Annotated in this window: 22 protein-coding genes, 1 tRNA gene and 2 pseudogenes; 18 read left to right on the forward strand and 7 right to left on the reverse strand. The window is 57.7% G+C overall.

The features are described 5' to 3' along the window. Positions 1 to 189 precede the first annotated feature (189 nt). The 7 genes and pseudogenes from rpsF to BJL95_RS06985 all read left to right on the forward strand — a co-directional run bounded on the left by rpsF (position 190) and on the right by BJL95_RS06985 (position 4,277). Complete coding sequence (gene rpsF, locus BJL95_RS06955; protein ID WP_064029780.1) at positions 190 to 621, forward strand: 30S ribosomal protein S6; 432 nt, start codon at positions 190 to 192, stop codon at positions 619 to 621. An 18-nt stretch (positions 622 to 639) separates the two neighbouring features. Continuing rightward, positions 640 to 870: a 30S ribosomal protein S18 gene (gene rpsR, locus BJL95_RS06960; protein WP_013818223.1), complete on the forward strand. Its 231-nt coding sequence runs from the start codon at positions 640 to 642 to the stop codon at positions 868 to 870. 20 nt (positions 871 to 890) lie between these two features. Then, positions 891 to 1,799, forward strand: a complete 909-nt coding sequence (locus BJL95_RS06965) for a hypothetical protein (RefSeq protein ID WP_071156587.1) — start codon at positions 891 to 893, stop codon at positions 1,797 to 1,799. 42 nt (positions 1,800 to 1,841) lie between these two features. Then, positions 1,842 to 2,288: a 50S ribosomal protein L9 gene (gene rplI, locus BJL95_RS06970; RefSeq protein ID WP_064029775.1), complete on the forward strand. Its 447-nt coding sequence runs from the start codon at positions 1,842 to 1,844 to the stop codon at positions 2,286 to 2,288. 6 nt (positions 2,289 to 2,294) lie between these two features. Further along, positions 2,295 to 3,236, forward strand: coding sequence for an ADP-glyceromanno-heptose 6-epimerase (gene rfaD / locus BJL95_RS06975; protein WP_071156589.1), 942 nt, complete (start codon positions 2,295 to 2,297; stop codon positions 3,234 to 3,236). A 14-nt stretch (positions 3,237 to 3,250) separates the two neighbouring features. After that, a pseudogene (locus BJL95_RS06980) lies at positions 3,251 to 3,535 on the forward strand (transposase domain-containing protein); the annotation flags it as partial. A gap of 163 nt (positions 3,536 to 3,698) precedes the next feature. Continuing rightward, the gene (locus BJL95_RS06985; protein ID WP_071156591.1) at positions 3,699 to 4,277 is read left to right on the forward strand and encodes a phosphoglycerate mutase family protein; all 579 of its coding nucleotides are present in this window, start codon (positions 3,699 to 3,701) and stop codon (positions 4,275 to 4,277) included. On the opposite strand, the gene BJL95_RS06990 is transcribed toward BJL95_RS06985, so the two are convergent. Next, positions 4,274 to 5,410: an MFS transporter gene (locus tag BJL95_RS06990; protein ID WP_139306158.1), complete on the reverse strand. Its 1,137-nt coding sequence runs from the start codon at positions 5,408 to 5,410 to the stop codon at positions 4,274 to 4,276. The two genes, BJL95_RS06985 and BJL95_RS06990, sit on opposite strands and share 4 nt — an antisense overlap. Between BJL95_RS06990 and BJL95_RS24515 the strand changes: the two genes are divergently transcribed. Next, on the forward strand, positions 5,409 to 5,708 hold the full coding sequence (locus tag BJL95_RS24515; RefSeq protein ID WP_139306159.1) for a hypothetical protein: 300 nt from the start codon (positions 5,409 to 5,411) through the stop codon (positions 5,706 to 5,708). The two genes, BJL95_RS06990 and BJL95_RS24515, sit on opposite strands and share 2 nt — an antisense overlap. Positions 5,709 to 5,867: 159 nt before the next feature. Here BJL95_RS24515 and BJL95_RS07000 read toward each other — a convergent pair whose 3' ends face one another. From BJL95_RS07000 to BJL95_RS07010, 3 genes are all read right to left on the reverse strand, one after another. Further along, positions 5,868 to 6,077, reverse strand: coding sequence for a hypothetical protein (locus tag BJL95_RS07000; RefSeq protein WP_175463660.1), 210 nt, complete (start codon positions 6,075 to 6,077; stop codon positions 5,868 to 5,870). 261 nt (positions 6,078 to 6,338) lie between these two features. Then, complete coding sequence (locus BJL95_RS07005) at positions 6,339 to 7,490, reverse strand: PepSY domain-containing protein (protein ID WP_071156599.1); 1,152 nt, start codon at positions 7,488 to 7,490, stop codon at positions 6,339 to 6,341. Continuing rightward, positions 7,491 to 9,845 (reverse strand): TonB-dependent receptor, encoded by a 2,355-nt coding sequence (locus tag BJL95_RS07010; RefSeq protein ID WP_071157045.1) that lies wholly within the window; start codon positions 9,843 to 9,845, stop codon positions 7,491 to 7,493. Positions 9,846 to 10,253: 408 nt separating this feature from the next. Between BJL95_RS07010 and BJL95_RS07015 the strand changes: the two genes are divergently transcribed. Both BJL95_RS07015 and BJL95_RS07020 read left to right on the forward strand, forming a co-directional pair. Then, positions 10,254 to 11,378 carry an aminotransferase class V-fold PLP-dependent enzyme gene (locus BJL95_RS07015; RefSeq protein ID WP_071156601.1) on the forward strand — a complete coding sequence of 375 codons (1,125 nt, stop codon included), beginning with the start codon at positions 10,254 to 10,256 and terminating at the stop codon, positions 11,376 to 11,378. A 326-nt stretch (positions 11,379 to 11,704) separates the two neighbouring features. Continuing rightward, on the forward strand, positions 11,705 to 13,297 hold the full coding sequence (locus BJL95_RS07020) for an ABC-F family ATPase (RefSeq protein WP_071156603.1): 1,593 nt from the start codon (positions 11,705 to 11,707) through the stop codon (positions 13,295 to 13,297). A gap of 10 nt (positions 13,298 to 13,307) precedes the next feature. On the opposite strand, the gene BJL95_RS07025 is transcribed toward BJL95_RS07020, so the two are convergent. Beyond that, the gene (locus tag BJL95_RS07025; protein ID WP_064029752.1) at positions 13,308 to 14,855 is read right to left on the reverse strand and encodes a sigma 54-interacting transcriptional regulator; all 1,548 of its coding nucleotides are present in this window, start codon (positions 14,853 to 14,855) and stop codon (positions 13,308 to 13,310) included. 222 nt (positions 14,856 to 15,077) lie between these two features. Between BJL95_RS07025 and BJL95_RS07030 the strand changes: the two genes are divergently transcribed. The 3 genes from BJL95_RS07030 (at position 15,078) to BJL95_RS07040 (ending at position 16,988) form a co-directional block, all read left to right on the forward strand. Further along, positions 15,078 to 15,734, forward strand: coding sequence for a DUF938 domain-containing protein (locus BJL95_RS07030; RefSeq protein ID WP_071156605.1), 657 nt, complete (start codon positions 15,078 to 15,080; stop codon positions 15,732 to 15,734). Positions 15,735 to 15,743: 9 nt separating this feature from the next. Continuing rightward, complete coding sequence (locus BJL95_RS07035) at positions 15,744 to 16,478, forward strand: SDR family NAD(P)-dependent oxidoreductase (RefSeq protein WP_071156607.1); 735 nt, start codon at positions 15,744 to 15,746, stop codon at positions 16,476 to 16,478. 198 nt (positions 16,479 to 16,676) lie between these two features. Beyond that, a complete protein-coding gene (locus BJL95_RS07040) occupies positions 16,677 to 16,988 on the forward strand; it encodes a hypothetical protein (RefSeq protein WP_071156609.1) in 312 nt (103 codons plus the stop codon). A gap of 222 nt (positions 16,989 to 17,210) precedes the next feature. Here BJL95_RS07040 and groEL read toward each other — a convergent pair. Beyond that, positions 17,211 to 18,199: pseudogene (groEL, locus tag BJL95_RS07045) on the reverse strand (chaperonin GroEL); the annotation flags it as partial. 146 nt (positions 18,200 to 18,345) lie between these two features. Further along, positions 18,346 to 18,813, reverse strand: coding sequence for a bacterioferritin (gene bfr, locus BJL95_RS07050; protein ID WP_071156611.1), 468 nt, complete (start codon positions 18,811 to 18,813; stop codon positions 18,346 to 18,348). A 241-nt stretch (positions 18,814 to 19,054) separates the two neighbouring features. Here bfr and gcvT point away from each other — a divergent pair, with 241 nt between their 5' ends. The 5 genes from gcvT to infC all read left to right on the forward strand — a co-directional run bounded on the left by gcvT (position 19,055) and on the right by infC (position 25,780). Beyond that, positions 19,055 to 20,140, forward strand: a complete 1,086-nt coding sequence (gene gcvT / locus BJL95_RS07055) for a glycine cleavage system aminomethyltransferase GcvT (protein WP_064029743.1) — start codon at positions 19,055 to 19,057, stop codon at positions 20,138 to 20,140. A 3-nt stretch (positions 20,141 to 20,143) separates the two neighbouring features. After that, on the forward strand, positions 20,144 to 23,050 hold the full coding sequence (gene gcvP / locus BJL95_RS07060) for an aminomethyl-transferring glycine dehydrogenase (protein WP_071156613.1): 2,907 nt from the start codon (positions 20,144 to 20,146) through the stop codon (positions 23,048 to 23,050). Between the two features lie 149 nt (positions 23,051 to 23,199). Beyond that, positions 23,200 to 23,277: transfer RNA gene (locus tag BJL95_RS07065), tRNA-Val, on the forward strand. Between the two features lie 48 nt (positions 23,278 to 23,325). Beyond that, a complete protein-coding gene (gene thrS / locus BJL95_RS07070; RefSeq protein WP_071156615.1) occupies positions 23,326 to 25,233 on the forward strand; it encodes a threonine--tRNA ligase in 1,908 nt (635 codons plus the stop codon). A gap of 22 nt (positions 25,234 to 25,255) precedes the next feature. Beyond that, the gene (gene infC, locus BJL95_RS07075) at positions 25,256 to 25,780 is read left to right on the forward strand and encodes a translation initiation factor IF-3 (RefSeq protein WP_082885574.1); all 525 of its coding nucleotides are present in this window, start codon (positions 25,256 to 25,258) and stop codon (positions 25,778 to 25,780) included. Positions 25,781 to 25,819: the final 39 nt, after the last annotated feature.

Raw genomic sequence — 25,819 nt, forward strand, 5'->3', positions numbered from 1 at the left:
CGCCCAGAAATCACCCCTTTCCACCCTTTAAAACCGATCAGCGGAGACCGCTTTAGGTCTCCGAGTATAAAACCTTTGCATTACAGTGCTTAAGTTTTCTATAATCGGCGGCTTTTTAGGGCATTTTGTCCTATCCCTTGCTTCATCGCCATCCACGGCGGGAGGCTGTTTAAACCGTAAGGAGAAATCATGCGTCATTACGAAATTGTCTTCTTAGTCCATCCTGATCAAAGTGCTCAGGTGCCGGCTATGGTAGAGCGTTACAAATCCACCGTCGAAGAGGCGGGCGGAAAAGTCCACCGTCTGGAAGATTGGGGCCGTAGACATTTGGCCTACCCGATCAAAAAAATCCACAAAGCCCATTACGTGCTGATGAATATCGAATGCGGCCAAGCCACGCTCGAAGAACTGGAAGCCGGTTTCCGTTTTAACGATGCCATCCTGCGCAGCCAGACCCTGGCGCAAAAAGAAGCCGTGACCGCGCCTTCCGCGATTGCCACCAGCGGCGGCGACGGCCAAAAATCCGGCGGCCGCGGCAAGGACGAAGTCGAGGAAGAGCAGGAAGAGCCAGAAGCACCCGCTGTGGAAGAAACCGAAGCGGCAGCGACCGATTCCGAATAATTTATCGAGAGTAATAACATGGCACGTAACAATATCAGACGTAAAAAGGGTTGCCGTTTCAGCGGCGAAGACGCAATCGTCATCGATTACAAAGATCTCGATCTGCTCAGCGAATACATTACCGAGACCGGCAAGATTATCCCAAGCCGCATCACCGGTACCAGCGCGAAATATCAACGGCAACTGACCTCGGCGATCAAACAGGCTCGCTTCCTGGCGTTGCTGCCGTTCTGCGACGCGCATAAATAATTGACGCCGGGGAGGGCGGCGTGCGGTTTTTAGCGACTTTCATCATGAAAGGACGGATGTCGGCAATGACGGTGGCATCCACAGCCGCGTTGCTATCGCTGCCTTTTCCTCCGGCAAGTATTGTAAGTTCGGCCTCGGTGGCCTTGGTCACGTTGCGGCGAGGCGCCAGTGAAGGCTTGTACGTGCTGATCTGCGCCTGTTTGGCGGCGGCCTTATTGAGCTTGGTGTTGCTGGGCGGTTACCAATTCGCACTGTTGTACGGCTTAGTGTTGTGGCTGCCGGTCTGGCTGATTGCCATTGTGCTGCGGGAAGGCCGGTTACTCAGCGTGGCGGTTGAAACGGCGGTGGGTCTGGGTATTTTGGCGGTAATTGCCGTGTATTTGTTTTTGAGCGAGCCCGCCGGTTTATGGCGCGGCGTGCTCGAATTGCTGATACAACCCATGTTGGCCGCCAAACCGGATATCCCGGCGGTTAATGTAAAAGAGGCGGCGGATAAGTTTGCGCATTATATGACAGGCGTCATCGCGGCCGGCAGCATCTACGGTCTGTTGCTGGGCTTGTTTTTGGCGCGCTGGTGGCAAGCCTTGTTGTATAACCCCGGCGGCTTTCGTAACGAGTTCATCGCTCTTGCCGGACACCGACCGCTGGCTTTCGCAACCTTGGCCCTGCTGGGTTTCGCCTCGGCCACGTCCGGGCCTGCCTCCGAGCTGAGCTGGAACGTATTGCTGGTGCTGTTCGCGCTGTACACGACGATAGGCACGGCCTTGCTGCATGCGGTGTTCGCCGCCGGTAACTGGGCGCGTTTCATGGTGCCGCTGTTATATATCACGCTGGTTGCCGTTCCGCATGTCATGGCGTTAATCGCGCTTTGCGGCGTCGTCGATCCTTGGCTGGACTTACGAAACAAATTCAAATCCAACGGGGCCTGAGGCTCCTAATTTTCGACCGATGGTCGATACGAGGTAATTAAGATGGAAGTCATTCTTCTGGAAAAAACCGCCAACTTGGGCAACCTGGGCGACAAAGTCAGCATCAAGGCCGGTTACGGCAGAAATTATTTGATTCCGCAAGGCAAGGCCGTATTGGCCACGCCCGCGAAAATCAAGGAATTCGAAGAACGCCGCGCCGAACTGGAAAAACAAGCCGCCGACAAGTTGGCCGCTGCTACCGCTCGCGGCGAAGCCTTGAGCAAATTGAGCATTGTCATCGCTCACAAAACCGGCGACGAAGGCCGTCTGTTCGGTTCCGTCGGCACCCACAACATTGCCGATGCGGTGACCGCCGCCGGCGTTAAAGTCGAGAAACACGAAGTTCGTTTGCCGAACGGCGTGATTCGCAATATCGGCGAGTATGGCATCGCATTCAATCTGCATGCCGACGTAGTCGTGACCTTGCCGATCAAAGTCGTCGCCGAGTAATCCGGTATGATCGTCGTAACCGGCGGAGCGGGCTTCATCGGCAGCAATCTGGTGCTGGGGCTGAATGCTCGCGGTTACGACGATATTTTGGTGGTCGATCATTTGACCAACGGGGTCAAATATAAAAATCTGGTCGAGTGCCGGATCGCCGACTACCTGGATAGAAGTACTTTTCTGGAACGTCTCCAACAAGGCGCGTTCCGGGCCGAAGCGATAGAGGCGATTTTCCATCAGGGAGCTTGTTCGGCGACGACCGAATGGGACGGCCGTTACATGATGGACAATAACTACGAATACACGAAGACGCTGTTTCATTATTGCCAGAGCCATAAAATCCCGTTCATTTATGCGTCCAGCGCCGCGACCTATGGCGCCGATCCGACGTTCAAGGAAGAATTGGCTTACGAAGGTCCGCTGAACGTCTACGGTTATTCCAAGTTTCAATTCGACCAATACCTGCGCCGGCAAACACAGTTGACCGCCCAGGTCGTCGGGTTGCGTTATTTCAACGTCTACGGTCCGCGCGAAGCCCACAAAGGCAGCATGGCCAGCGTTGCGTTTCATCTGAACAACCAAATCAAACAAGCCGACGCGATCAAGCTATTCGAAGGTTGCGACGGTTACGGTAACGGCGAGCAACGCCGCGACTTCGTTTACGTCGGCGACGTGGTCGACGTCAATTTGTGGTTCCTCGATCATCCGGCGGTTTCCGGTATTTTCAATTGCGGTACCGGCCGCAGCCAGACCTTTAACGATGTCGCCAACGCCGTCATCGCCTATCACGGTCGCGGTCGTATCGAATACATTCCCTTCCCCGAGCACCTGAAAGGTTGCTATCAGAGCTTTACCGAAGCCAATCTCGATAAATTGCGCGCCAGCGGTTGCGACCTGCGGTTTAAAACCGTCGAAGAAGGCGTGCGTTTATATATGCAATGGCTGAACAGCTAAGATAAAAACGCTGCAACAACCTCTGCGAAAACCCCATACACCCCTTCGTAACAGGACGCCGCAACTGGTTGTTCTGCGACACGGTGGCCGGTGCTCAGGCCAGCGCCAATCTCTATTCGCTCATCGAAACCTGCAAAGCCAACCGCATCGATCCCTACAGCTATTTGGTGGAATTGTTCCGTCTGTTGCCGCAGGCCAAAACCGTCGAAGACTTCGACGCACTGCTACCTTGCAACAGGGCAAGTGTTCGCTGCCAGCTTATTCGATTTCGCTTCCAATTCGGTGGCGTTGAATCGTAAGGCGCCACCTTCTCCGGCGGCGTTGGTAAGGTAATTCCGATTGTCCCAAATGTGCATGCCGGGTCATGCTGTCGGCTAGCGCTTGCGTCGCGATAGGTTTAATCCGCCCCACGCCGTTTGTGCGGGATCGTGTTAACCTGAGATTTTATCCAAACCTAACGGTATGCCACGCATTATCCTGATTCGCCATGGTCGGCCGGCCGTGGCGCTGACCGGCAGGGCCAGGGCTCGCGAGCTGGCCGGCATTGCTCGCGCCTACCAAAACGCCGACATCGTCGATACGCCGCCGCCGGCAACGTTGGCGATCGCCGCCGGCGCGAAGCGGGTAGTTTGCAGCGATTTGCCGCGCGCCCGGCAGTCGGCGCGGGCCTTGGGATTCGACGATCGGCAAGCGGCGGAGGCGGTGTTTCGCGAAGCGGCGTTGCCGCATTTCAGTAGCGGTGCTTTAAAGTTGCCGATCTCGGTTTGGTTGACCTTGTTGCGCTTGGCATGGTTGGCGGGATACGCCCGAAATGGCGAATCCTATCGCAACGCCAGGCGCCGCGCGCGGACGGCGGCGCAGCGCTTGATCGGCCTGGCCGCCGAACTTGAGCCGGTCGTCTTGGTGGGGCATGGCGTTATCAACTATTTGATCGCGCGGGAATTACGGGCCCAGGGCTGGAGCGGTCCCGCGAAACCGGACCATGACTTTTGGGCATTCGCGGTATATCAGCGGCCCGGCACCGCTTCGGTCGGCGATTAAGCGGCGTCGGCCAGTTCCGGTATCAGGCGGCGCAGCCGAAAGTAGGTCGCCAGATAGGTCAGCCAGGCCAGTAACGCGAACAGCGCGCACACCCCAAAAACTGCCGCATAATCGGCGCCGCCGGCCAACAGCGATGCGGCGAGGTTGGGGCCGAAGATTTGGCCTAAGCCTTGCGCGGCGGGAATCAGCGACGAATAGCGGCCGGAGTGATCGGCGTTGGCGATAAAGCCCATTTGATACACGTCGATGAATATCCACAGCCAATTGAACGCCAACAGGCTCAGTGTCACGCTCGCGGTATTCATCCCCAAGCCGAGCAAGCCGACCGCCGCCGCCATCATCATCAACGCCGCCAATAGCGGCCTGGCCAAGCCGAAGCGGTTGCTGATCCGGGTCGCCAGCAAGCAACCCAAAATCCCGGCCAGCGAACCCCACACCAGCAAGCGGCTGATCCAATCCGGCGCGACGCCGGCCGAGCGGGCCGCGAGTTCGATATAGGTCCAATAACCGCCGATGTTGGTATAGGTCAGCAAGATCGCCAGCAGGCACAGCCAAACCAGGTAGGCCGGCACGCGGCGATGTTCGACGCGGTGGCCTTCGCCATTCTCGACATCGACAGCCACCTCCAACTGGCGGTCCTCGGCGTGGGCGGGCATCCAGTTCAGCCCCGCCAGACCGAGGGCGTAGGCCGCGATGAAACCGGCGTAAATGCCGTTCATCGACAAGTGCGGCAATACCTGTAATTCCAGCGCCTGGGAAAACGCGAACGCGAACAGCATGCGGTTATAGGCCCGGGCCGGCCGCGCGGTGGCGCCCAGATTGGCCACCGCCACCGACGTGTACAGACCGCTGCCCAAGCCGGCCAGCAGCCGCAGCAGCAGCGTGATCGGGTATTGTTGATAACGTAGGCACAAGGCATTGGCGACGATGACGGTCAGCGCGCCCAGCCATACCAGGTGCCGCCGGTTGCCCTTGGCAATCATGGTCGCGCCCAGCGCCGCGCCGGCGGCCAGACCGCCCAAGTCGGCGCTGGACAGCCGGCCGACCTGTTCTTCGGAAAACCCCAGCAAGGCCACGCGCGCGGCACTGATCGCCGGCAAGGCCACCAACACACCGTAGCCGACCAATGTCATGTACAGCGAAATCGCGATGGATCGCCGATCGTCGAAGGGCGTGCGGAAATGGTGGAGACGACTGGCGGCGGCGGTCACGGGGCTGGGCGAAGCAGACAACAAAACCGCGATTTTACAGGCATCCGGACGCGGGGTGGGCCGGCTGCCGCCAATCTGCCGCAACCCCGCGCCGCCGCGGCCTTGGATTGCCGACTCGGCCAGCGATGGGTTGAGCTTTGCGTGGATCGTTGACCTCGCCGAAGCGAAAGCCTTTGTGGACGTCGCGCCGCTGGTCTTGCCGATCGATCGACAACGATAACGGCACGGCTTCCACCGCAAAATTCATCCCGCATTGCCGGCGCGGATCGGACCGCCACCGCGAAACCGGAGCGGACTTTGGTCAAAGGAGTCAGGGCGGCGGCGGTCTCCGCGCCCGGATTGACCGCGACCGCTTGCAACAGATCGCAGCGTGGACGGCTTAGCCGATCCAGCGATGGCGCGATAGCGCTCCGTTGAATTTTGCGCCGCCGATGTCGTTGATACCCGGCGTCGAGATTTTTTGCCCGGCGTCGACCCGGCGATACTCGAAGCCGAGTGTTTTTTGCCCGACGTCGAGCCGGCGATACCCGCTTAGTGCAGAATCAATCCGGTTGCTTCCGCTCATCGGCAGCCGGCGAATCGGACCCACGCGACAGTTTGGCTTCGCGTGTAGGCTAGAGCTAAGGCAAAGACGGTTTCCTCAGCGACGTCTAAGGCGCTCACTGAGTTGAGGTTAGGGCGTTCCCTGAGCGGAGTCGAAGGGAACGAAGGGTTTGGTTTCATTGCGCTTGCCTTATAAATGGTCGGGCCGACCGCGTAGTTCAAGCACCAGCGCGTATTTGACCGGGCCCAGGCGAATGGCCTTTTAACGGTCCCGAGGCTGGATCAATAATCATGTTACCGGCCCAATCTAGCGTTGGTTCGCCAAGCGATGGGCCCGGCGTTTTTGCCGCCAACGGATGAAACCGGTGACGTACAGTATCGCCGGCACCGGGCCGCAGGCCATGACCAATAGTTGCCCGGCCGGCCCGAGCGCCTGGCCGCTGTGCAAGCCGAATTGCCAGGCGTGAAAGCGGTCGCCGGCGCTGAGGTGGGCCGGGTCGGTTCGGTGCAATAGGGCGCCGGAATATTGATCGATGGTCAGGCGATGGCCGGCCAGCGTCGGCGTCACTTCGTCGCCGCCGAACAACTCGACGACGTAGACGCCGTCCGGCATGGTCGGCAAGGCCAGCGTCGCCGGTTTGCCGCCGGGAAAATAGCGCCGCGCCGCCGCGACGGCGACATCCACCGACAGCGCGGGGCCGGCGCCGGGCGTCGAGTGCAAGTCGTCCGGAGCGGCCGTCAGCGGCGAAAAGCGATCGACGATGGCCCGGCTTTGCGCTGGAAAGTTCATGTAGGCGCCGGTGAACAACAACGCGGCGAACACGACAAACCCATAGCTCCCCGCCAATTTATGTAGATCGAACACCCGTCGCTGGCGGCTGGCGCCGGCCTTGGCCGTCAACGCCGCGCGCCATTTGCCGGGCTTCGGCCACCACAACGCGATACCGCTCAGGACCGAAACCAAACCGATCAAGCCGATGCCGCCCACCAGGGTTTGGCCGGTTTCGCCCAGCCAAAACGAGTCGTGAAATCGGTAAATCACGGTCATGATCGGTCCGTGCCAACTGCAACAGGCGGCGAAGTCGCCCCACAAGCGCTGGCCGACTACGCTAGCGGTGTAGGGATCGACGAACATCTCGTAGCTGTTGGGCGACGCCGGCCAGCGGTAACTGAAGCGAAAGGCTCGATCGGCTTGTTCGGGAAAAACCAGCCAGTCCAGCGGCGCGGCATCGGCAGGAAGGCGGGCTTGCGCCGCCGCGATGATTTCGGCCAAGGGCCGTGCCACCGCATCGGGCGGAACCGCTACCCGCGTCAGCTCACGATTCAACCAGGCGTCCAGCGGCCAGCCGAACACGATCAGACTGCCGCTCAAGCCGATCAGCGCCAGCGGCAAGCCCAGGAGCAGGCCCAGATAACGATGCAGCCTCAGCCACAGGCCGCGCAGGCGCCGGCGGCTCATTTAATACTCGATGCGCAACGAGCCCATGAAGGTGCGCGGCATGCCGTAATGGATGACCTGGCCGCCGTTGCTGCCGGAGTAATAGGTTTTATCCAACAGATTATCGACGTTCAATTGCACGCTGGCCCGGCTGCCGCCGAGCTTGAGTTTATAGCCCGCCATCAGGTTGAAGACGGCGTAGCCGGGTAGGGTGTAGCTGTTGTCGAAGTCGCCCTTGCGGTTGCCGATCGCGGTCGCGCCGCCACCCAGCGTCAGACCGTTCAGGTCGCCGGACTGGAATTCGTAGGTGGTCCACAAGCTGCCGTTGTGGCGGGCGACGTTGGGGTTGCGCTTGCCGGTTTTGCCGGGCGTCACGTTGCCGGTGCCGTCGTCGGCATAATCCTTGGTGACTTCGACGAAGGGGGTGTAGGCGTAGGCGCCGATGATCTGCCAGCCGGGCAGGAGCTTGCCGGCCAAATCGACTTCCAGGCCGCGGCTTGCCACTTCGCCGATGGCCACCGAGCGGTTGGGATGCAGCGGATCGACGGTCGGCATGTTTTGCTTGGTCAAGTCGAAGTAGGCCAGCGTGCCGGTGAAGCGTTCGTCCCACAGCTCGGTCTTGACGCCGACTTCCCATTGCCGCGCGGTTTGCGGCCTGAGCGGTTTGTTATCCTGATCGAAGGCATTGGTCGCGCCGAAGTTTTCGGTGTAGCTGCCGTAGACCGACAATTGCGGAATCGGCCGCCATAACAGACCGCCGCGCGGGCTGACCCGGTCGTCGACATAGCTGCTGAACGGCGCGAAATTGTCGGTGGTGGTGGCGTTGTCGTAACGCAAACCACCCAGCGCGTGCAGGTTGAAGGGCAGTTTGATCTGGTCTTGCAGATAAACGCCGTACCACTCGGTCAGGCTACCGTATTGGCCGACGTCGCCGCCGGCCAGCGACGGCCGGTTGGCCAAATGGCTGGGGTTGTAAACGTTGATCGGCAAGTCGCCGATGTAGTCGGCGTAATCGGCCATTTCGTCCTGCTGGTAATAATCGCCGCCGAGCAACAGCGTGTGCTTGGCGCCCCAGGTGTCGAACTTGCCGGTCAGGTCGACGTTGGTGAAATAAGTGTTCATCGTGTCGGTTTGCTGACCGTAATAGCGGCTGTCCACGCCGTCGCCAATCCAGCCGTTGCGGCCCACATACACTTCGTCCTCGGTGACCAGCTGCGTGTTGAAGCGTTGCTTGATGTTCCAATCGTCGTTGAAGTCGTGCGACCAATTCAGCCCCACCAAGATCTGTTCGTTATTGCGCTTGGCCCAGGATTCGCCGAGATTGCGTTCGCGCGGCAGTAGAATCGGCTTGCCGTTCAGCGGCGGAATGCCGATGTCCACCGGCGAGCGGATGTTGGCGTATTCCAGTTCCAGGCCAACGCGGGTGCGCGGGCTGATTTCCCAGACCAGGACCGGCGCGACGAAGATGTTTTCGTTCTTGTTGAATTCCTTGAACGAGTGGGCGTCTTCGTAGGACAAGTTCACCCGGTAGCGCAGCGATTTGTCGGCCGTTAACGGACCGGTCGCGTCGATCGCGGTGCGGTAAAAATCGTAAGAGCCGAATTGCTGTTGCAACGAATAATACGGATCGGCCAACGGTTGCTTGGTAACGATGTTGATGACGCCGCCGGGGTCGGCGCGGCCGTACAGAATAGAGCCGGGGCCTTTCAGCACTTCCACTCGCTCCACGTTGGCCATTTCCCTGGGTGAAAACAACCCCATCCGCAGGCCGTCGCGGTAGGTGTAAAAACTTTGAAAGCCGCGCACGTTAAAGCTTTCCACGGTCAAGTTGCCGGCCGGCTCGCGGGTCACGCCGCTGACGTTTTGCAGCGCCCGCTCCAAACGCACGCCTTGCTGATCCTCGATGACTTGTTGCGGAATCACCTTGACCGAAAACGGGGTTTCGATCAGCGCGGTATCGGTTTTGGTGGCGGTCGCGGCGGTAGGGCGGGTGTAGTCCGGATTATAGGGGTTGGTGCTGTCGTAAATGGCATTCGCGGTGACGGTCACCGCGCCCAGCGTCGAAGCGCCGTCGTTGCCGGCCGGCTTGAGGGTGACGGTACCGTCGGCGCCGATATGGAATGTCAGGCCGCTACCGGTCAGTAGGCGGCGCACGGCTTCCGTCAGCGTGAAATCGCCTTGCAGCGCCGGGCTGGTCTTGCCGGCTGCCGATTGTTCGGCATACAGCATCGCCGCGCCGGATTGGGCCGATAGCTGTTGCAAGGCCGAGACCAGGCTTTGCGCCGGAATGTTAAATCGGTGGATGCCTTCCTCGGCGTAGGCTTGCGCGGACATCAGCGCAATGCCGGCCGCCAGGCGTTTGATTGTCGGTGTCATATTCCTGTTCTCCATGTTTGGGGGTTACACAGGCATAGACGCAGCGGATTGAAAATCCCGCCAGCCAAGACGATTTGTGTCGCTTCGAGCTGGTTCGGAAGACTTGGGGGCATGTTCCCAGGCCGCGCCGCAACCCTTGTTGATTTGGCATCCCGTCCAGCCTTCCAGCCAACCCGCGAATGCCGAAAATCGAAGTGGCCCGCATCTTGAATACTTTTTAAGTCAAGTCGCGATAAGATGGCCGGCTTGCTTGGTCCGCGTCGGCCGGCCGGCGGGATCGGCGGCTGTCGTCGCGTCGTTGCCGGGTCCGAATTCGGGCAGGCAGGCGATCGGCGCGCCCGCCGAGATTGTGTGGAATCCGACAAAGTCGAATTCAGTTGAAGATTAATCAAACGAGGAGATGAAACAGTGCCTGGATTATTAGCCCATGTCGATCCGGATGGCTTGTTGGAATATTCGGTGGTCTACACCGACCGCGCGACCAATCATATGTCGGTAGTGTTTCAGGAAACCCTGCGCGACATCTCGCGCATTCTGAAAACCGTTTACAACGCCGAAGCGGCGATCGTCGTGCCGGGTTCCGGGACTTTCGGCATGGAAGCGGTGGCGCGCCAATTCGCCACCGGCAAAAAATGTCTGGTGATACGCAACGGCTGGTTCAGCTATCGCTGGACCCAGATTTTCGAGATGGGTGAGATTCCATCCGAAGCCATCGTGTTACAGGCCCGGCCCAACGAGGAGGGGCCGCAACCTGCCTATACGCCGGTGCCCATAGCCGAAGCGGTGGCGGCCATCGCCCGCGAGAAACCGGATTTTGTGTTTGCGCCGCACGTGGAAACCTCGGCCGGCATGATGTTGCCTGACGATTATTTGCGGGCGCTGGCCGACGCGGTGCACGCGGTCGGCGGGCTGTTTGTGCTGGATTGCATCGCGTCCGGCACGGTCTGGGTAGACATGAAGCAGCTTGGCGTGGACATCTTGATCAGCGCGCCGCAGAAAGACTGGAGCGCGTCGCCGTGTTGCGGTCTGGTGATGCTGGGTACGGCGGCGCGCGAGCGCATCGACGCGACGACCAGCACCAGTTTTGCCGCCGACCTGAAGAAATGGCTGCAAATCATGGAAACCTACGAGCAGGGCGGCCATGCCTACCACGCAACGATGCCGACCGACGGATTGCGCGGGTTGCGCGCGGTGATGCTGGAAACCGAAGCCTACGGTTTCGACAAGGTTAAGGACGAGCAGCTGGAATTGGGAAGTCGCGTGCGCGACTTGCTGGCCGAACGCGGCTTTAAATCGGTCGCCGCGACCGGTTTTGGTGCGCCGGGCGTGGTGGTGTGCTACACCAGCGACGACGACCTCAAGACCGGCAAGAAATTCGTCGATCTGGGTTTGCAGATCGCCGCCGGCGTGCCGTTGCAGTGCGGCGAAGGCGCGGATTTCAAAACCTTCCGGCTCGGTTTGTTCGGCTTGGACAAGCTGCAAAACCTCGACCGCACCGTGGCGACGCTGGCGGCGGCTTTGGACCAGTTGTAAGACTCGCCGCCGAGCGGTGTCGCGACGGCGCCTGGCCGAAGCCGGGTTGCGGTGTTGCCGGCGGCGGGGCGCGGCAACTCTGTTAAAATGCCGCCTCCTACTTTTTTAGGGCCGGGCTAGTTCTACTTTGTGAGATTGGTTGAAGATCGTCATGCCCGCCGGGAAGCGGGCATCCGGTGCCGTGGATGGTCTGCTAAATCCGTCCATGGCGTTTGGATTCGCTCCACGCTCTAACGGGTCCGGCCTCCATGCCGGAATGACGATGCTTATTGAGTCATCTGACAAAGTACAACTAGGCCCAGCCTCTCTATCTAACGGATATTTTCTTGATCTCTACAGCTAACATCACGATGCAATTCGGGGCTAAGCCCCTGTTCGAAAACATTTCGGTTAAATTCGGCAACGGCCATCGCTTTGGTCTGATCGGTGCGAACGGTTGCGGCAAATCGACCTTTATGAAAATCCTCAGCGGTGATTTGGAGCCGTCGGCCGGCAATGTCAGCATCGCGCCCAACGATCGCATCGGCGTGTTGCGTCAGGATCAATTCGCCTACGAAGACCGCCGCGTATTGGACGTGGTGATGATGGGCCACGCCGAAATGTGGGCGGCGATGTCGGAACGCGACGCCATTTATGCCAATCTGGACGCGACCGAAGACGACTACATGCGCGCCGCCGAGTTGGAAGCCGTATTCGCCGAATACAACGGTTACACCGCCGAATCCCGAGCCGGCGAACTGTTGCTGGGGCTGGATATTCCGCTGGAGCAGCATAACGGTCCGATGAGCGCGGTCGCCCCCGGCTGGAAACTGCGGGTGTTGCTGGCCCAGGCCTTGTTCGCCGATCCCGACATCATGTTGCTCGACGAGCCGACCAACAACCTGGATATCAACACGATACGCTGGCTGGAAAACGTGCTGAACGAGCGCGAATCGACGATGGTGATCATTTCCCACGATCGGCATTTCTTGAACAGCGTCTGCACCCACATGGCCGATCTGGATTACGGCGAGCTGCGGGTGTATCCGGGCAACTACGACGATTACATGACCGCCGTGACCCAGGTCAGGGAGCAGTTGCTGGCCAGCAATGCCAAGAAAAAAGCCCAGATCGCCGAATTGCAGACCTTCGTCAGCCGCTTTTCCGCCAATGCGTCCAAGGCCAAGCAAGCCACGTCGCGGGCGCGCCAGTTGGAAAAGATCAAGCTCGATGAAGTCAAGCCGTCCAGCCGGGTCAACCCCTTTATTCGTTTCGACCAAGCCAAAAAACTGCATCGCTTGGCCGTGGAAGTGGAAAACCTCGGCAAAGGCTATGGCGAGCGGCCTTTGTTCGAAAATCTCAATTTGATGATCGCCGCCGGCGAGCGGGTGGCGGTGATCGGCCCCAACGGCATCGGTAAGTCCACCTTGTTGAAAACCCTGGTCGGCGAATTGGCGCCGGATCACGGCGAGGTCAAGTGGGCCGAAAACGCCGATGTCGGCTATTTCGCGCAAGACCACGCCGAGGATTTTGCCGAAGATCTGACCTTGATAAATTGGATGGGCCAGTGGCGGAAGGAAAGCGACGACGATCAAGTGATACGCGGCACGCTGGGCCGTTTGTTGTTTTCGCAGGACGAGATCAATAAATCGGTGAAGGTGCTGTCCGGCGGCGAACAAGGCCGGATGCTGTTCGGCAAGCTAATCCTGCAAAAAAACAACGTGCTGGTGTTGGACGAGCCGACCAACCACTTGGACATGGAATCGATCGAATCGCTGAACATCGCGTTGGAAAACTACCCCGGCACATTGATTTTCGTCAGCCACGACCGCGAGTTCGTCTCGTCCTTGGCCACCCGCGTTATCGAACTCACCCCGAACGGCGTTGTCGATTACCAAGGCGAATACGAAGAGTATTTGCGCAGCCAGGATATTGCGTAGTCCCGTCCGCTTACTTAAAACGGCTCGGCACGATGCCATATTTTTTCAGCTTGGCGTAAACCGCTCTCGGCGTTAGCCCCATCGCGTCGGCGACCGGTTTGACGTTGCCGCGATGGTTTTGCAATGCCTGCCGCAGGAAGGCCGATTCGGCGTCATCGACCAAGCTTTGCTTGTGCGTTCGCCAGTCGTGGCCGACGGCGACAGGTTGTCTGTCCAGCTCAAGACGGGTCAATTCGCTGCCCTTGCAGAACAACACGCTGCGTTCCAACGTGTTTTCCAGCTCGCGCACGTTTCCGGGCCAATGGTAGGCGCGGATTTGTCCCATCACGTCGCGGCTGACCGACTGAACGTTTTTCGCGTAGGCTTGGTTCAGGCGTTTCAAGATCAATTGCACCAGATGTGGCAAGTCTTCCGGTCGTTGAGCCAACGGCGGTATCCATAGGCGCACCACATTCAAGCGATAGAATAAGTCCTGTCGAAATAAGCCTTGTTCGACGTGTTGCGTCAAGGATCGGTTGCTGGCCGAAACGATCCGCACGTCGACGTGCAAGGTGTGCTTGCCGCCGACCCGCTCCATCTCGCCCTCCTGAATCACGCGCAATAAGCGGGTTTGCGCGGCCGGGGACAAGGCATCGACTTCGTCGAGAAACAGTGTTCCGCCCTCGGCGCGTTCGAAAAAACCTTGATGAACCTCGATGGCGCCGGTAAACGCGCCTTTTTCGTGGCCGAACAACGCGCTTTCGATCAGACTTTCCGGTATAGCTCCGCAATTGATCGCCACGAACGGTTTGTGACCTCGGTCGCTCATCGCGTGTATCGCTCGCGCTATCAACTCCTTACCCACGCCGGTTTCGCCGTTAATCAGTACCGTGGCCTTAGTCGGCGCCACGACTTCAACTTGTTGCAAGACGCTTTGCATCGCCGCCGATTTGGCGACGATGGCCGGCGCTGGTTTGGTGGGATGACGCTTGGGTAGGCTCCACCAGACGTTACGCATCCGCTCTTCAATCCGCGAATGCAGCGCGGCCATTTCCAGCTTATCTTCCGGCTGATCCTCGCGGCGATATTCCAGACCGGGTTTGCCGACGGCGCCATCGCGCCGAGTGTGAATGCACACTTCGCAACCCCCGTTTTGCCGAGCGATGCTCTGGCGGATTTCGACTTTGGCGTAGCCGAAATTCCGGGCGGCGATTCCGCCAAACACGCTTGAGGTCATTCGACATAGTTCCGGAAAATTGCTTACGCCGTCCCCGAACGGACAACGGGTGTTTACGACGGTAATGGTGCCTGCCTCCACGGAAGCCAGCGAAAAATTGCCGCCGATATGATTTTTTAGAGCCAGAATCAAGTCGATGTAGGCGTCCTGGTCCAGTTCGCCGGACCGTCGGTATTCGGCCCGGTAAGTTTGCTCGAAGTACAGACCGGCACTCTTGGCGATGCGTTCGATCAAGGATTCGCAGTAGTCGCCGCCTTCCTGTTCGCAGGCGTGCATCAATTCCAGGATGAAGGTTTGCAGAAAAAACGCCGGGGAAATCTGGGAAAAATCGTGTTCGTTCATCGATCGCTAACAATTGAAATTAAATTTCACTTATTGAAGCACGGATTCGCGATTTGGCCGAATGGCTTGTGATAGGTCTTTGATTTTACGCCGATCAGGCATGTTTTGAGGCTTGGCCCGCGTATTGCTGTACTCGATGCGCCAGCCGGGTAAATTGCCGATTTCATTAAATCCGCGGGCTGGATTTAACAACAACGATAACGATCTTTCGAGGACAACAACATGAGTGACAACAAACCGCCATTGAACCCGCATCCATTGAGCGAATACGTGGCCTGGGCCGGTAATCGCAATCGCGAACCGATTTTAGGCGTATTAAAAGAGAAACTCCCCAAAGATAAAGGTCGGGTTTTGGAAATGGCCAGCGGCAGCGGCATGCATATCAATTTTTTCGCGCCGCATTTCGACCACTTGCACTTCCATCCGACTGATAAGGATCGGGAGGTCTTCGATAACATCAAGCAATTGACGGTGGATCACGGTAACGACAATATTGCCGACCCGGTCCATTTGGATTTGACCGATCCCGACACCTGGTTCAATCCCGGCGCGAAAGGCAGCTTCGACGCCATCTTTTGTATCAACATTTTTCAGGTTGCGCCGATCTCCATCGCCGACGGCATGATGGAGTGCGCCTCGCACTTGCTCGACAATCAGGGTATTTTGCTGATTTACGGCCCGTTCCGCGTGGAAGGCACTTTTACGACCGATTCGAACAAGGTGTTTCACGAAACTCTCAGTTCGGCGGGCGTTTCCGAGTGGGGCTTGAAAGATGTCGCCGATTTACGCGCCGCGGCCGAGCGGCACGGCATGGAATTGAAGGAGCAAATCGACATGCCGGCGAATAATTTCTCGCTGATTTTCGGCCGAAAATCCTAAGGAGGAGCGATGAGCGGATTCGGGTCGGCGGTTGTCATCGGGGTAGGGCCGGAGCGGGGATTGGGCGCCGCGTTGGCCAAACATTTCGCCGCGCAAGGGTTGCACGTATTCATTGCCGGACGTAGCGCCGGCAAACTGGAGCTGGTCGCCGAAAAAATCGCCCAGGCGGGCGGTCGGAGTAGCGCGGTAGTGGCCGATGCCACGTGCGAAACGGATGTCGAGCGTCTGTTCGACGCGATTCGCGAAAGCGGCTTGCCATTGGCGATCGCGGTGTATAACGTCGACAGCAACAACTGCGCGCCGTTGCTGGAAACCGACAGCGATATGTTTAGCCGCCTGTGGCGGCAAAACTGTCTCGGCGGGTTTTTATTCGGGAAACAGGCTGCCGCGATCATGCAATCCCAGGGACGTGGCACGTTGATTTTTACCGGCGCGACGGCCTCAACCCGCGCCAGACCGCCGTTTACCGCGTTCGCCACCGCCAAGGCTGGCTTGCGGGCCTTAGCGCAGGGCATGGCGCGGGAGTTCGGGCCCAAGGGTGTCCACGTCGTTCATACCATTATCGATGGCGTTATCGACGGCGACAGGGCAAGAGGCCAGTTTTCCCGATACGTCTCGACCAAGGGCGACGACGGCTTGTTAAAGCTGGAGGCGTTGGCCGAAAGCTACTGGGCGCTGCACCGGCAGCATCCCAGCGCCTGGACGCAGGAGCTGGATTTTCGACCCTTTAAGGAGCCGTTTTGAACAGATTGGCCGATCGGTCGGCGAGAGCCAAGAGTCGTCGGCGCCAACCGATCAGTTAACGATCGTCAAACGGTTTTCGTGCCCGAGAAATGCAGGGTCGGTTTGTGAGCGGCGATTGGGAGTATTCCTAGACCCTTATGTCGGTAAGCCTTCCAACGCCTTTCAGAGTCAAAACACTAATTCAAACGAGGTAGACGGATGAAAATATTTTTATATGCGGAGTTCCAAGTGGCGATTCCGTTCGAGCAAATTGATTGGAGACCGATCAATGTCGAGATGAAAACATATTCGGGTTTAAAGTCCAAAACTTGGTTGAGCGGTATCAACAATCACACGGTAGGCGGTTTTTACGAATTCGATTCGATAGAAAATGCCCAACGTTATATCGACGGCTTGTTACTGCCGTTTACCCAACAAGTGAAGGGCAATTTGTCGGTAAAACTGTTCGATGGCGACGTCACCCAAGACGCCAATATCGGCATGGACTCCCCGTTTTATACGGGTGGATAGCTTGGATGACGATGACGTTGCCCGTCGCGTTCAATACCGGAAGCCACGCACTTGAAATTCGTTAGAAGACGTCACGTTTACGCCAATATCGGCACGTTACCCTGGCGTTTCCAGGCGATCGGTCGCAAAGTCCGGCGCAGGGACGCCTAATGCGCGAGGGATGATCGTAACCGTACGCGGGGCGATGAAATCCACGTTGATGTTCTCGGTACTGCCGGCGCTATCGACGATGATGGAGTTTTCCTTCGAGACCTGGACTTTCTTTGCGCTGCCCAGTTGTTCCACCAGGCGGAAGCCCAGCTCTTCGGGAATCACCGTGCCGCCGGTCAGAATCGCCATGTCTTCCAGCATGGCTTTGCGGCGGTCGCCGAAGCCGGGCGCCTTGACCGCGCAGACTTTCAATATGCCGCGCAAGGTGTTGACCACCAGGGTCGCCAGCGCTTCGCCTTCTACGTCTTCGGCGACGATCGGTAGCGAACGGCCGGCTATGGAGACTTTTTCTAACGGCGGGATCAGATCGCGGATGTTCGATATTTTCTTGTCGTGCAACAGGATATAAGGATTTTCCAGTTCGGCGGTCATGCCTTCTTTTTGGTTGGCGAACTACGGCGAAATGTAGCCACGGTCGAACTGCATGCCTTCCACCACCTCCAGTTCATTCTGCATGCCGGAGCCCCCTTCGACGGTAATCACGCCTTCCTTGCCGACCTTGTCCATCGCATCGGCGATGATTTGACCTACAGCGTCGTCGGAGTTGGCCTAAATGCTACCGACTTGGGCGATGGCTTTGCTGTCGGTGCGGGGCTTGGAGAGTTTTTTCAATTCCTCGGCCGCGACGCTAACGGCTTGGTCGATGCCGCGCTTGATGCCCATCGGATTGGCGCCGGCCGAGACCGATTTCAAACCTTCGCGGACGATGGCTTGCGCAAGACCCGTCGCGGTGTTAGTGCCGTCGCCGGCCACGTCGGAAGTTTTGGACGACACTTCCTTGACCATTTGCGCGCCCATGTTCTCGAACTTGCGTTTCAGCTCGATTTCTTTTGCTACGGAGACGCCGTCCTTGGTCACGGTCGGCGCGCCGAAACTGCGCTCCAATACTACATTGCGGCCTTTCGGGCTCAGAGTTTGTTTGACGGTATCGGCCAGAACATTCACCCCGCCAGCATGCGTTGGCTGGCTTCGCCGGCAAATAACACTTGTTTGGCAGCCATAAATGCTTTTCCTCCAAAAACACTTAAATCGGAATGTTAAAAATGAATCGTCTTGGAAATTCAGGCTTCTAAGACGCCGAGGATTTCGTCCTCGCGCACCACGACATGCTCGACGCCGCCGACCTTGACTTCGTCCCCAAGCGAAATTACATCTGCGATTGCAGATAATTTTCCAGGCCGACTATTTGGATCAGACCCAATTGCTGTTCCAGCCAATGGGCGTGGTCTTCTTCAGTGTCGTCCAGCATCACTTCCAGGATTTCGCGGGTTTGGTAATCTCGCACGCTTTCGCAGTAGGCGATGACTTTGCGCAACGCGCCGACTACCGAGATTTCCACCGCCAGATCGTTTTTCAGCATCTCCGGCACCGTCGCGCCGACCAACAGCGGGTCGCGTTTGGACAGATTCGGCGTCCCTTCCAGGAACAGAATCCGCTTGATTAGCGCGTCGGCATGGTTGGTTTCGTCCTGTACTTCGTGGGCGATGCGCTCGTACAGTTTGTGTAATCCCCAGTTCTGATACATTCGGGAATGCACGAAGTATTGGTCTATCGCCGTTAGCTCGCCCGCCAGCAGTTCGTTGAGGTAGTCGATGACTTGTTTGTCGCCTTGCATATCCGCTCTCCCGTGTTGAATTGTCTGGGGACTATGGTAATACAAAACCCTTTGGTCCGGTGGTGTTCCGGGCGGTGGCTCGGGCTTTTCCGGCTTTCTGACTATACTCAGGATGTCCACCGCATTCGCGGTAGCGATTCCTGTTAATGAAGGTTCTCACCTTGGCCCCACGGATTGGCGATTGGCGCCGTTCACGGTAAGCTTGGGCTGGCTTCGATCGGCGTCGTCCAGGAGGGGAGATATGTCCGAGTTAAAGACCACACCACTTTACGATTTGCATGGCCGGCTAGGCGCGAAAATGACCGCCTTTGCCGGTTATCGGATGCCGGTGCAATACCGAAACGGCATTCTGCGCGAGCATCGGCATTGTCGAGAGCAGGCCGGATTGTTCGATATTTCGCACATGGGTCAGTGTCTGGTGCTGGGCAAGCATGCCGCCGAAGCACTGGACCAATTGACGCCGGGCGGCATGACCGAACTTACGATCGGCGCGCAGAAATACTCGGTGTTAACCCACCCCGACGGCGGCGTGATCGACGACATCATCGTCACCCGGATTCCGTCCGGGGTATCGATTGTGGTCAACGCCGGCTGCAAAGCCGGCGATTTTGCCTATCTGCAATCCGTTTTGCCCGCCTCTTGCGAATTCGTCGAACAGTCCGAGTTGGCGCTGTTGGCATTACAAGGACCGTCGGCCGCGACTATTCTCGAAAAGCTTTCGCCAAGTGCCTCGGCCTTGAAATTCATGCAGGTTTGCGACGACGACATCGCCGGGATCGCTTGCCACATTAGTCGTAGCGGTTACACCGGCGAGGATGGATTCGAGCTGTCGGTGCATGTTGACGATGTCGAGCGGCTAGCGGTTTTGTTGCTGGAACAGGATGGCGTAGCGCCGATAGGCTTGGGTGCCCGCGATACCCTGCGTTTGGAAGCCGGTTTATGTCTGTACGGCCACGAGCTGAGTGCCGATATTAGCCCGGTCGATGCCGGGTTGTCGTGGGTATTTAAACAAGGTCATCAAGATTTTCCAGGCAGTTCGATCATTCTGCCGCAGTTGCAACATGGACCGCGCCGGCGAAGGGTCGGATTGAGCATAACCGGCAAAATGCCGGTGCGCGATGGTGCCAAGCTGTTTGCCGGCGAGCGGCCGGTCGGCGTTGTCACCAGCGGCGGCTATTCGCCAACGCTAGGCCGGCCGATCGCGATGGCCTTGGTCGAAGCGGCCTGCAGCCAAGTCGGTACCGAATTGCTTGCCCAAGTCCGGGACCAAACCGTACAGGCCAGCGTCTGTCGGTTGCCCTTTGTTCCTCACCGTTATCGGAGATAGGCTATGTCGGAACGTCTACGTCTCGATCAATTGGAAATGCGCGGCAATTTCATCCAGCGCCATATTGGCCCGGACAGCCGGCAGACTCAGGCCATGCTGGCCGAGTTGGGCCTGGAAAATCTGGAAGAGCTGATCGACAAGATCGTGCCGACCGATATTCTGAACCGCGAACCGCTCAAGCTGACCGACACCATCAGCGAACGGGCGGTCATCAAATATTTGCGGCGAATGCGCGAGCGCAATCAAGTGCTGACTTCGATGATCGGCATGGGCTATTACGACACTATCCTGCCGTCGGTCATCAAGCGCAATGTGTTGGAGAACCCCGGTTGGTACACGGCCTATACGCCTTACCAGGCCGAAGTGAGCCAGGGACGCTTGGAGGCGCTGTTGAATTTCCAGCAGATGATCATCGATCTGACCGGCATGGAACTGGCGAACGCTTCGCTGCTGGACGAAGCCACTGCGGTCGCCGAAGCGATGACGATGTCGCGGCGGCTGGCGAAGAGCTCGTCGAATCTGGTGGTCGTGGACCGCGATTGCCATCCGCAAACGATCGCCGTCGTGCAAACTAGGGCCAGTTCGTTGGGTTATCGCGTGCTGGTGACCGACCCGTTCGACGCTTTGGAACAACATGAGTTTTTCGCGCTGATTCTGCAATATCCGGGCTGTAGCGGCGAGATTCATGATTTGACTGCCCCCATTGCCATCGCCCACCAAAAGCAAGCGCTGGCGACGGTGGCCGCCGACTTGCTGAGCTTGGTGTTGCTGAAGCCGCCGGCGGCGTTCGATGCCGATATCGCGGTCGGCAGCGCGCAGCGCTTCGGCTTGCCTATGGGTTACGGCGGTCCGCACGCGGCTTATTTCGCCACCCGCGACGAGTTCAAGCGTTCGGTGCCGGGCCGGATCATCGGCGTGTCCAGGGACGTGCACGGCCAGATGGCCCTGCGCATGGCCTTGCAGACTCGCGAGCAGCACATTCGCCGGGATAAGGCGACCAGCAACATTTGTACTTCCCAAGTATTGCTGGCTGTGATCGCCGGTTTTTACGCGGTTTACCACGGTGCGGCTGGCTTGCGTTTGATTGCCGGTCGGGTGCATCGCTACGCGCAAATTCTGGCCGCCGGCATCGTCGAAAGCGGGCATCAGGTGGTTAGCCTTTGTTATTTCGATACGATTGTCGTCCGCTTGCCCAACCGAGCCAAACGCATTGCCGCCCAAGCCGAGGAAGCCGGCATCAATCTGCGGGTGATCGACGCCGATCACGTCGGAATTTCGCTGGACGAAACCACGACTCGGGATCATCTGCGGGCGCTGTGGCAGGTGTTCGTGTCGCCGGTCGCCGATTTGCCGGACATTAACGGCCTGGATGGTCGATTGAGCGAATGTATTCCGGAAAAGCTGTTGCGCGGCGACGCGATTTTGCGGCATCCGGTGTTCAGCCTGTACCACTCCGAAACCGAGATGATGCGCTACATGCGCCGGCTGGCGCGGCGCGACATCGCGTTGGATAGGTCTATGATTCCGCTCGGTTCGTGTACGATGAAGTTGAACGCGGCGACCGAGATGCAGGCGATCTCGTTTTACGAATTCAACGCGATGCACCCCTTCGTACCGCTCTACCAAGCCCAGGGCTATCAGCAATTGTTCGCCGAGCTGGAAGACATGCTGTGCGACCTGACCGGCTTCCAGGCCTTTTCGTTTCAACCCAACGCCGGTTCGCAGGGCGAATATACCGGCTTGCTGGTGATTCGCAAATTCCACGACGTCAACGGCCAAAGCCAGCGTACGGTGTGCTTGATTCCGGCGTCCGCGCACGGCACCAACCCGGCGAGTGCGGCGCTGGCCGGGTTGCAAGTCGTCGTCGTGGCTTGCGACGACCACGGCAACGTCAGCGTCGACGATTTGCGCGCGAAATTGGCCGAACATGGCGATCGCGTCGCGGCCTTGATGATTACCTATCCCTCGACCCACGGCGTTTACGAACAGGCGTTCCGGCAAATCTGCGAACTGGTTCATCAAGCCGGCGGCCAGGTGTATATGGACGGCGCCAACTTCAACGCGTTGGTTGGATTGTGCCGGCCGGGCGCGATCGGTGCCGACGTAATGCATTTGAATCTGCACAAGACCTTCTGCATTCCGCACGGTGGCGGCGGTCCGGGCGTCGGGCCTATCGGCGTGCGCGAGCATCTGGCGCCATTTCTGCCGGATCATCCGGTAGTGGAAGGCGTCAATCCGCTGAAGGGCGAACATGGCACCGTCGGCACGGTGTCGGCGGCGCCGTGGGGCTCGGCTAGCATATTGACCATCTCCTGGGCTTACATTGCGATGATGGGCGCGGCCGGTCTGAAACGGGCCACGCTGACCGCGCTATTGAACGCCAATTACGTCGCGCGCCGGTTGGCGCCGCACTATCCGATTCTGTACACCGATGCGAACGGCTGGGTGGCTCACGAGTGCATCATCGATTGCCACGAGTTCAAGAAGACCGCCAACGTCAGCGTCGAGGATATCGCCAAGCGTTTGATCGACTACGGCTTTCACGCGCCGACCGTGGCGTTCCCGGTCGCCGATACTTTAATGATCGAGCCGACCGAAAGCGAAAATCAGGCCGAAATCGACCGCTTTTGCGATGCGATGATTGCGATTCGGCACGAAATCCGCGAGATCGAAGCGGGGCGCGCGGCTATCGACAACAATCTTTTGCATAACGCGCCACATACGCATAGGCTGTTGCTGCAGGAATGGAACTTGCCGTATTCGCGGCAACAAGCACTGTTTCCGGATAGCCACCAGCATGACGACAAGTATTGGCCGCCGGTCGGCCGCATCGACAATGTCTACGGTGATCGCCACGTGTTCTGTAGCTGTCCTTTGGATTGGACGGAAGCGGATTCAGGCGCGGTTTGATGCTTGCAGCGACTCGGTATTTTTAGCTTCGGCGCGCCAATTCTCTTCGAAAACTGCGCAAGTGAGCGGAGCGCGACAGGGAAGTCAGTGGAAAAAGCTTGCAACAAAAAAAAACATCGTTATAATGCCCGAATCGAATGACAGACTTTAGGCGCGTAGCTCAGTTTGGTTAGAGCACCACCTTGACATGGTGGGGGTCGGTGGTTCGAGTCCACTCGCGCCTACCAAATATAAAGCACCGCATGACGGTGCTTTTTTTATTGTGGGATCGAAAAATGCCGGTAATTACACTTCCAGACGGTTCTCAACGCCAATTCGACCAAGCGGTTACCGTAATGGATGTCGCCACGTCCATCGGCGCGGGTTTGGCAAAAGCCACCCTGGCGGGCAAGGTCAATGGCCGATTAGTCGATGCGTCCACGCTTATTGAAACCGATGCCACTCTGCAAATTGTTACCGCCAAGGACGATGAAGGCGTTGAAGTGATTCGCCATTCGACCGCGCATTTGCTGGCTCAAGCCGTTAAGCAGTTATTTCCTTCAGCGCAAGTCACGATCGGTCCGGTCGTCGAAAACGGCTTTTACTACGATTTTGCTTTCGAACGCTCGTTTACGCCCGACGATTTGGCGGCTATCGAGAAGCGCATGCAAGAACTGGCTTCGCAAGATATATCGGTTAGCCGGTCGGTGTTGTCGCGCGACGAGGCGGTTAGCTTTTTCGAGGGTCTGGGCGAAAAATACAAGGCGGAAATCATTGCTTCGATTCCGGCCAACGAAGATCTGTCGCTTTATAAGCAAGGCGATTTCACCGATTTGTGCCGCGGCCCGCATGTGCCGAGCACCGGCAAGCTAAAGGCGTTCAAATTAATGAAGATCGCTGGCGCCTATTGGCGCGGCGACTCCAAAAACGAAATGCTGCAACGCATCTACGGTACCGCCTGGGGCGATGCCAAGGAATTGGCGGCGTATCTGCATCGGCTGGAAGAGGCCGAAAAGCGCGACCACCGTAAAATCGGCAAGGTCCTGGATTTGTTTCATACCCAGGAAGAAGCGCCGGGCATGGTATTCTGGCACGACAAAGGCTGGACCATTTATCAACAGATCGAGCAATACATTCGCGAAAAATTGCGAGTGAACGGCTACGGCGAAGTCAAGACTCCGCAGATCGTCGATCGCAGCTTGTGGGAAAGGTCGGGTCACTGGGATAAATTCAGTGCGATGATGTTTACGACCAATTCGGAAAATCGCGATTACGCGGTCAAGCCGATGAACTGTCCGTGCCACATCCAGATTTACAACCAAGGCATCAAGAGCTATCGCGATTTGCCGGTCCGCTTGGCCGAATTCGGTTCCTGTCATCGCAACGAACCTTCTGGCACGCTGCACGGCTTGATGCGGGTGCGCAATTTCGTTCAGGACGACGCGCACATCTTCTGTACCGAAGACCAGATTCAATCCGAAGTTTCCACTTTTATCGACCTGTTGTTTGAGGTTTATCAGGACTTTGGCTTCGACGAGGTGATCATCAAATTATCCACCCGTCCCGAAAATCGCGTCGGCGATGACGCGGTTTGGGATAAGGCGGAAGGCGCTCTTGAGTTGGCCTTGAACAACAAAGGCCTGGACTGGCAATTGCAACCTGGGGAAGGGGCTTTTTACGGTCCGAAGATCGAATTTTCATTAAAAGATTGCATTGGCCGGGTTTGGCAGTGCGGCACGATACAGGTGGATTTTTCGATGCCGGCCCGCTTGGATGCCAGTTATATCGGCGAAGACAGCGCTCGCCATGTGCCGGTGATGCTGCACAGAGCGGTGTTGGGCTCGCTTGAGCGTTTCATCGGTATTCTGATCGAGCAATACGCCGGAAATTTTCCGTTGTGGCTGGCGCCCGTCCAGGTCGTCGTGATGAATATTACCGACAAACAGGCCGATTACGCCGAACAGGTGCGTCTGGAGCTGGAAAAACAAGGTCTTAGAGTTAAAATTGACTTGAGAAACGAGAAGATAGGCTTTAAAATCCGCGAGCATTCCATGCAGCGTGTACCGTATTTACTGGTAATCGGTGACAAAGAGATGGAGAATAGGACCGTCGCGGTGCGTACGCAGCAAGGTGACGATCTGGGAAGTCTGGCGGTTTCGGAGTTGGTTGAACGCTTGAAACATGAGATTGCCGACAGGAAATAATAACAACGTGGAGGATTAGGGTATCAGCTCTAAAAAAGATGCAACACGCTTAAACACCGATATAACCGCTAGACGGGTTCGGGTGATAGGCGCAGAAGGTGAACAAGTCGGTGTAGTCTCAATAAACGAAGCTTTACAGCTTGCTTACGACGCAAATCTGGATTTGGTCGAGATTTCGCCGAATGCCGATCCTCCCGTTTGTAAAATCATGGATTTTGGCAAGTATCAGTTTGAGCAGAACAAAAAACTGCAAGCTGCCAAGAAGAAACAAAAGCAAATCCAGATTAAGGAAATCAAGTTCCGACCGGGCACCGAAGAAGGTGATTATCAGGTCAAGATTCGGAGTTTGGTCAAATTCCTCAACGAGGGCGATAAAACCAAGATTACCGTGCGTTTTAAAGGTCGCGAACTGACTCACCGTGAGTTGGGTATGGACTTGCTGAAGCGTATCGAAACCGATCTGGAAGAGCTGGCCTCCGTCGAGCAATTCCCCAAGTTGGAAGGTCGGCAGATGGTCATGGTTATGGCCCCGAAAAGAAAGAAATAATTAAGATTTCGCCGTTTCGATAAACGGTAGTCCGCGCGG

The organism is Methylomonas sp. LWB (assembly GCF_001856095.1).
GTDB lineage: Bacteria > Pseudomonadota > Gammaproteobacteria > Methylococcales > Methylomonadaceae > Methylomonas > Methylomonas koyamae_A.